Here is a 6,147-nt window from a genome sequence, read left to right on the forward strand (position 1 = left end):
AGGACAATTTCTGAGCCTCGTGCTAGCTTCCGGCCGATGACCAGTGCCGCCGAAATCATCGCCACGCTCGGCTTGCAGCCGCACCCGGAGGGTGGCTGGTATGCCGAGACCTTTCGCGATGGTGCCGGAGGCGCGCGCGGCCATTCGACCGCCATCTACTTCCTTCTGGAAGAGGGCCAACTGTCGGCCTGGCACCGGGTGAGGGACGCGGCCGAGGTCTGGCACTTCCATGCCGGCGCGCCGCTGGCGCTGTCGATGCATGAGGAAGGCGGCGGCGTGATCGAGCAGGTGCTGGGCATCGCCCTTGCCGCCGGCGAGCGGCCGCAGATCGTGGTGCCGGCCGGCTGGTGGCAGTCGGCGCGCAGCCTCGGCGAATGGTCGCTGGTCGGCTGCACCGTGGCGCCGGGCTTCGACTTCGCCGCCTTCGAGATGGCCGAGCCGGGCTGGCAGCCGAAACAGCCTTAGCCGAGTAGAAAACCCAAGCTGATCGCCGCCTGCGCGGCGTAGTAGAGCGCCCAGACCGCGTAACGCATCCAGGCGCGGTGCGGGGAGATGGCGGCGAGCAGGAATTTTTCGGCGGCGAGCAACCCATCCGACGCCATGAACAGGATGGCGCCGCCGATCACCAGCGTATTGCTGGTGGTGAGCGCCGAAATCCCCATGGCGAGGATCGCCGCGACATAGACGGCGATCGGCAGGCGCAAGGCGGGGCCGACACGGCGCCAGAGTGCCGCCAGCATGACGATCGCGAATGCCGCCATGGCGAGCGCGATCGCGCCGCGCCAGGATTCGGAGCCAAGCACATCCAGCCCGCCGCCGCTTTGCAGGAACAGCGGAACGTAGAGGATATGCGCCGTAAGAAAACTGGCCAGCCCGCCAAGGAAGGCCCTCTCGCCATCGCGTGACAGGAAGGCATCGCCGACGGCGCTGAGCGCGAGCGCGGCAGCCAACAGAAATGGGCCGCCCTGCATGAGGGCGAGCACCGCCAGCACGGCGACGGCAAGCGTCTTTGCCGCCGAGCGGGCGAGGCTCGGCGGCATGTTGAGCGTGAAAGCGTAGATCACCGCCGCCACCAGCGAGAACACCAGCGTCGCATTGGCGTTGGCGTCGATGCCGCCGGGAAACGGCATCATGCGTTTGCCTCACCCGTGGCCGCTTTGCGCAGCAACAGCGACTTCGCGGCAAGTGCCGCGCCGCCGGTGATGAGCACGCAGGCGGCGAGGATGCGCAGCGACGGCTCGGCGACGCCGGCAATGATCAGCACCAGCGTCGACAGCAACGGCGCGGCGTAGCTCGCCGCGCCCAGCACCTGGATGTTGCCGCGCTTGACGCCGATGTCCCAGGCGTAGAAGGCGGCCCCCACCGGCATCAGGCCAAGGCCGAACACGGCCAGCCACTGGCCGATGCCGACGGGAAGCACCGTCTGCTCGAGCAGGAAGTGGCAGGCCAGCGAAAGCGCCGACGTCGCGGCGCAAAACCAGGTGACGATCGAGGTCGGCACCGACGGGAAACGCCGCGACAACAGCGAATAGGACGACCACAGGAGGGCGCAGACGCCGGCCATCGCATAGCCGAAGGCATAGCGCGCGTCGAAGGCGAGCCCGCCGCCCTTGGTGACGATGAGTACCGTTCCCGCGAGGCCGAGCAGCGCGCCGACGACGTGGTTCCAGGCTAGCCGCTCGCCCGGCATCAGCGCCGAGCCCAGCACGATCAGCAGTGGCCACAGATAGGCGATCAGGCTCGCCTCCACCGCCGGCGCGTTGCGCAGCGCGGTGAAGTAGAAGAAATGGTAGCCGAATAGGCCGGCAATGCCGATCACCCAGACTTGCGGCGGGATCTTTTTGCTCCGGTCAGCGGCCGGCATCACCAGCCGCGCGGCGAGCCCGACGCACGTGCCGATGGCGAAGGTGATGGCCGACAGCAGGAATGGCGGCACCTGGCCGGACGCGTCGGTCAACAGCGCCAGCAGCGACCACATGGCGACCGCCGAGAAGCCGATCAGTGTTGCGCGCCCCATGCCTGTCTCCGGCGGCGCGCAAACGCGCCTAGTTTATGGCTTCGAACCGTCCGGCGCTGATGGTCAGCGGGCCGATCTGGGTCCCGACCGTTGCGCGGATCGGCGCATATACGCCGGTTTGGCCGAGCGGTGCAAACGTCACCATCATGCGGCTCCGGTCCTTGAGGAAATTCAGCGCCTTGCGGCCCTTGCGGTACCCCGCCACCGGCTCGAACCCCATCCGGCAGGTCACCGTGTCGCCCTTGTAGCCCCGCACCGAGATCGACCCTTTCGAGGCATAGGTCAGCGTCAGGTTGGCGCGCATCTCGCCGTCGTAGAACTTGACCGTGCGCCCGCAGACCTGATCGAGGCTGTCGGCGTGGATGACGGTCGCCGCCATCGGATCGAGAACCGACTTCAGGTCGCCCGCGCCAAGCGGCACCCAGCTCTTGGGATCGCGCTTCTTCGGCGCCGGTATGACCTCGGTCGAGGTTACCGCGCCATTGGCGAAGCGGATGTCGACCACCGAGGCCTTCTTGCCCGACGTGTAGTCGGCCCGGAACGCCGCAGGCCGCATCTGCTTGCCTGAAATCGTGCCTTTGGACGAAACCGTGCCCTTTGTGTCGTCGAACAGCTTGGCGAGGCCTGCCGCTGAGACGGTGCCGTTGATCGCGTAATTATCGCCGTCATAGCGGCTCGAGAACGTCGCCCTGGCCACCGAAAGGCCGAGGAACGACACCGTGTATTCACCCTTGAAGGATTGTGGCGCCGCGGCGGCGAAACTTGCCGTCGGCAGGGCCACGGCGAGCAATCCAGCGAACGCATATGGCAAACGAAGCACAGGGGGGCGAAGCATGGCAGTCCTCGATTTTCAGCCGGGAAACGGGCAATTCCAGGCTGGCATGTCCCTATGTCGCTGGCTTATAGGGAGAAATCCGGCCTTTATATGGAATATGGCCTGACGATGCCGGCTGGCCGGAGCTTGACGCGCCGGTGAAATGCCACTATGGAACGCCAACTTTTTCCATAAGGCCGCCTGACCGAGACCGCGCGCCGCCTGGCGCGGGTCGAATGGTTTGGCCGACCGAGAACTGAAGGTTAGTATCATGTCCCGCACCTGCGAGCTCACTGCCAAGGCAGTCCAGACCGGCAACAATGTGAGCCACGCCAACAACAAGACCAAGCGCCGCTTCCTGCCGAACCTGGTCAATGTGACGCTGATCTCCGAAGTGTTGAACCAGAATGTGCGCCTGCGCATTTCGGCCAACGCGCTGCGTTCGGTCGAGCACCGCGGCGGCCTTGACGCCTTCCTGGCCAAGGCCGACGCCAAGGAGCTGTCGCAGCGCGCCCGTCTGTTGAAGAAGCAGATCGCCAAGAAGCTCGCCGAGCAGCCGGCAGCCTGACGCCTTTCGGCGGATCACCGCCGCTAGCCGGACCGGGAGCACGAAGCGATTTCCGGTCCGATTTCATATTCGAAGCAAGACGATAGCGTCGTCCACGCCAGGGCGGCGCTCCCGCTGGTTCCATTACCCAGGATAAAAAAATGAATTCCTTCTCGCGTTACCTGCCCTTCGTGGCCGCCATGGCGCTCGTCGTCGTGGCCTCCAACATCCTTGTGCAGTTCCCGATGCAGGGTGAGATCAGCGGCCTGTCACTGGCTGACATCTTGACCTGGGGCGCCTTCACCTACCCCTTCTCTTTCCTGGTCACCGACCTCGCCAACCGCCGCTATGGCCCGACGGTGGCGCGCAGGATCGTCTTCGTCGGCTTCATGACGGCCGTGATCTGCTCGATCCTCGTCCCGCCCTTCCTGTTCCGACACGGCCTGATCGAGTTCGAGACCGCCGCCGACCGGCTGGTGCGCATCGCCGCTGCCTCGGGCGCCGCCTTCCTCACCGCGCAGCTGCTCGACGTCACCGTATTCAACCGGCTGCGCCGGCAGAGCTGGTGGCGCGCGCCGATCGTCGGCACGCTGGTCGGCTCCGTGTTCGACACCATCATCTTCTTCGGCGTCGCCTTCTCCGCCGCTTTCGCCTTCGCCGGCCCGAACGATGCCTTCGCACTGGAGGCGGCGCCGCTGCTGGGTGTGCTGCCGGCCGAGACCATGCGCTGGGTGTCCTGGGCGCTCGGCGACCTCTCGGTGAAGCTGATCATCGCCGTAGTGGCGCTGATCCCCTACCGGTTGCTCGCCGCCCGCTGGAGCCAGCCGGCGCTGGCCACCTAATGCATGATCCCGAAAAGTGGGAACCGGTCTTCGGACAAGATCATGCTCAAAGGTAGAGCATGATACCCTGGGTCCAACTCGACTCGGCAAAGACGCCTGATGGCGAACAAGAACTTCGTTTGAAGCAGCGCGGCTCCGAGTTCTCTATCATGCTCGGCAGCAATGAGCTGATGAACAGCCGCCTCAGCGGCTCCGAGCAGGCGCTTGCAAAACTCGCCTGCGAAAGGATCGCCGGTCACAAGCAGCCGAAAATCCTGATCGGCGGCCTTGGTATGGGCTTCACGCTGCGCGCCGCCCTTGCCGAGCTTGGCCCGGACGCAAGCATCACCGTCGCCGAACTGGTGCCGGCCGTCGTCGCCTGGGCGCGCGGCCCGATGGCCGGGATTTTCGACGGCTGTCTCGACGACCCCCGCGTCACCATCCTGGAAAGCGATGTCGGGCGCGTCATCGGCGCCGGGATGTCGGCCTGGGACGCCATCCTGCTCGATGTCGACAATGGCCCTGAAGGCATCGTCTACAAGGACAATGACGCCCTCTACCGCGCGGCCGGCCTCGGCCATGCACGTGCGGCGTTGAAGTCGGGCGGCGTGCTGGCGGTGTGGTCGCAAGGGCCGGACAGCGGCTTCACGCGGCGCCTGAAACAGGCGGGCTTCACCGTCGAGGAGGTCAAGGCGCGTGCCCATGGCAAGCGCGGCGCCCGCCACGTCATCTGGATTGCGGCCAAGCCCTAGGCCGGCCCCTCAATCCTGGTGCAGGATGAATTCCAGATAGAGGTTGCGCTGCAGGATCGAGTGGTTGTCGTCCGACATCAGCGACACCATCTGCGCGCCATCGTCGCGGGTCCAGACGTCGAGCCCTTCCATATTGTCGATCTGGTAGCCCATGTCGGCCTCCAGCAGCACCGGCCCGTCGGCGACGGCGCCCTTCTCGACGCTCTCGCCGTAGATGCGCCTCAGCCGCATCTTCACCCCGCCCGCCATCGAGAAGCTGCGCTCGAGCAGCAGAAGATCGCCATCGGGCAGGAAGGCGCCGTCGGTGATGTCGAAATCGCCATTGCGCTTGACGGTGAAGACGCCCTTGTTCGGGCCCTCGATGATCGCCGCGAAGATGTTGCCGGCCTTGTCCAGGCTCTTTTCCGACACCACGACCAGCCCGCCTTCGTGCTGGCCGTAGGGATTGGCATGGGTGACGGTCTCGAAGCCGCGGTTCTGGCGCAGCTCCCGGGCCGGCACGAGATAGTCGAGCTCCTTGAACGGCGCCTTCATCTTGTCGGGATCGATCCTGAACTGGGCGACGCGCTGGTTTCGCTCGAAACCGACCGTGGCGATGCCGTCCTTGACCGCGAGGCCCTCGGCGTCGACCTCCCATTTCTTTTCGATCGGCCGTCCCGACCGGTCGACCATCTGCTGCATGCGGAAATTCTGGATGCCCGACGGCCGCTTGTCGGCATCGTGTGCGACCGTGCCGAAAAACCAGAAGCCGGTGTCGGCGACGCCGATGAAGTCGCCGCCGGGCTTGAGGAAGCGGAAGGCCGAGAGCGCGCCGAAATCGCGCGACGGCGAGGTCATCTCCAGACCGCCGACGAATTCCAGCGGCCCGAACTGCTTGTCGTCATGGCCAATGCGGAACTGGCCTATCGGCCGCGCCGAGATCTCGACCGGCTCGATGGAAGCCAGACCGGCGGCGACGGCCGGCGACAGCATGCCGGCCAGCGCGCAGGCAGCCAGAACCGTTCGCCGCAAGCCCCGCACCATGAGCTTCATCCGGCGCGCCGCAAGCCGCCGCGCCGCATCTCGCGCGCGCTTTCCTCGCCGAACAGCGAGGCGAGCTGCTCGGTCATGGCGCCGGCCAGTTCCTCGGCATCGACGATGGTGACGGCACGGCGATAGTAGCGGGTGACGTCATGGCCGATGCCGATGGCCAATAG

9 protein-coding genes are annotated in these 6,147 nt (G+C 66.0%); 4 read left to right on the forward strand and 5 right to left on the reverse strand.

Annotated elements, in window-relative coordinates:
• Positions 1-36 precede the first annotated feature (36 nt).
• Complete coding sequence (locus tag EN742_RS20695; protein ID WP_126058067.1) at positions 37-465, forward strand: cupin domain-containing protein; 429 nt, start codon at positions 37-39, stop codon at positions 463-465.
• Here the strand turns inward: EN742_RS20695 and EN742_RS20700 are convergent.
• Genes EN742_RS20700 through EN742_RS20710 form a run of 3 tightly spaced genes read right to left on the reverse strand, consistent with a single transcriptional unit; the run spans position 462 to position 2,837 of the window.
• Positions 462-1,133: a lysoplasmalogenase family protein gene (locus tag EN742_RS20700; RefSeq protein WP_126058066.1), complete on the reverse strand. Its 672-nt coding sequence runs from the start codon at positions 1,131-1,133 to the stop codon at positions 462-464. The genes EN742_RS20695 and EN742_RS20700 overlap by 4 nt on opposite strands.
• Positions 1,130-2,017, reverse strand: coding sequence for an EamA family transporter (locus EN742_RS20705; RefSeq protein ID WP_126058065.1), 888 nt, complete (start codon positions 2,015-2,017; stop codon positions 1,130-1,132). The genes EN742_RS20700 and EN742_RS20705 overlap by 4 nt, the downstream gene beginning before the upstream one ends.
• Positions 2,018-2,045: 28 nt before the next feature.
• Positions 2,046-2,837, reverse strand: a complete 792-nt coding sequence (locus EN742_RS20710) for a DUF3108 domain-containing protein (RefSeq protein ID WP_126059345.1) — start codon at positions 2,835-2,837, stop codon at positions 2,046-2,048.
• Between the two features lie 265 nt (positions 2,838-3,102).
• Here EN742_RS20710 and rpmB point away from each other — a divergent pair, with 265 nt between their 5' ends.
• The 3 genes from rpmB (at position 3,103) to EN742_RS20725 (ending at position 4,951) form a co-directional block, all read left to right on the forward strand.
• On the forward strand, positions 3,103-3,399 hold the full coding sequence (rpmB, locus tag EN742_RS20715) for a 50S ribosomal protein L28 (protein ID WP_095804527.1): 297 nt from the start codon (positions 3,103-3,105) through the stop codon (positions 3,397-3,399).
• Positions 3,400-3,539: 140 nt separating this feature from the next.
• The gene (locus tag EN742_RS20720) at positions 3,540-4,220 is read left to right on the forward strand and encodes a queuosine precursor transporter (protein WP_126058064.1); all 681 of its coding nucleotides are present in this window, start codon (positions 3,540-3,542) and stop codon (positions 4,218-4,220) included.
• A gap of 59 nt (positions 4,221-4,279) precedes the next feature.
• Entirely contained in the window at positions 4,280-4,951 is a 672-nt protein-coding gene (locus tag EN742_RS20725) for a hypothetical protein (RefSeq protein WP_126058063.1), read from the forward strand.
• A 9-nt stretch (positions 4,952-4,960) separates the two neighbouring features.
• On the opposite strand, the gene EN742_RS20730 is transcribed toward EN742_RS20725, so the two are convergent.
• Positions 4,961-5,983, reverse strand: a complete 1,023-nt coding sequence (locus EN742_RS20730) for an esterase-like activity of phytase family protein (RefSeq protein WP_126058062.1) — start codon at positions 5,981-5,983, stop codon at positions 4,961-4,963.
• Positions 5,980-6,147, reverse strand: a 168-nt coding sequence (locus tag EN742_RS40050) for a hypothetical protein (protein WP_148670172.1), incomplete at its 5' end; no start/stop codon positions are given. The genes EN742_RS20730 and EN742_RS40050, both read right to left, overlap by 4 nt.

The organism is Mesorhizobium sp. M4A.F.Ca.ET.020.02.1.1 (genome assembly GCF_004022645.1).
Classification (GTDB): Bacteria; Pseudomonadota; Alphaproteobacteria; order Rhizobiales; family Rhizobiaceae; genus Mesorhizobium.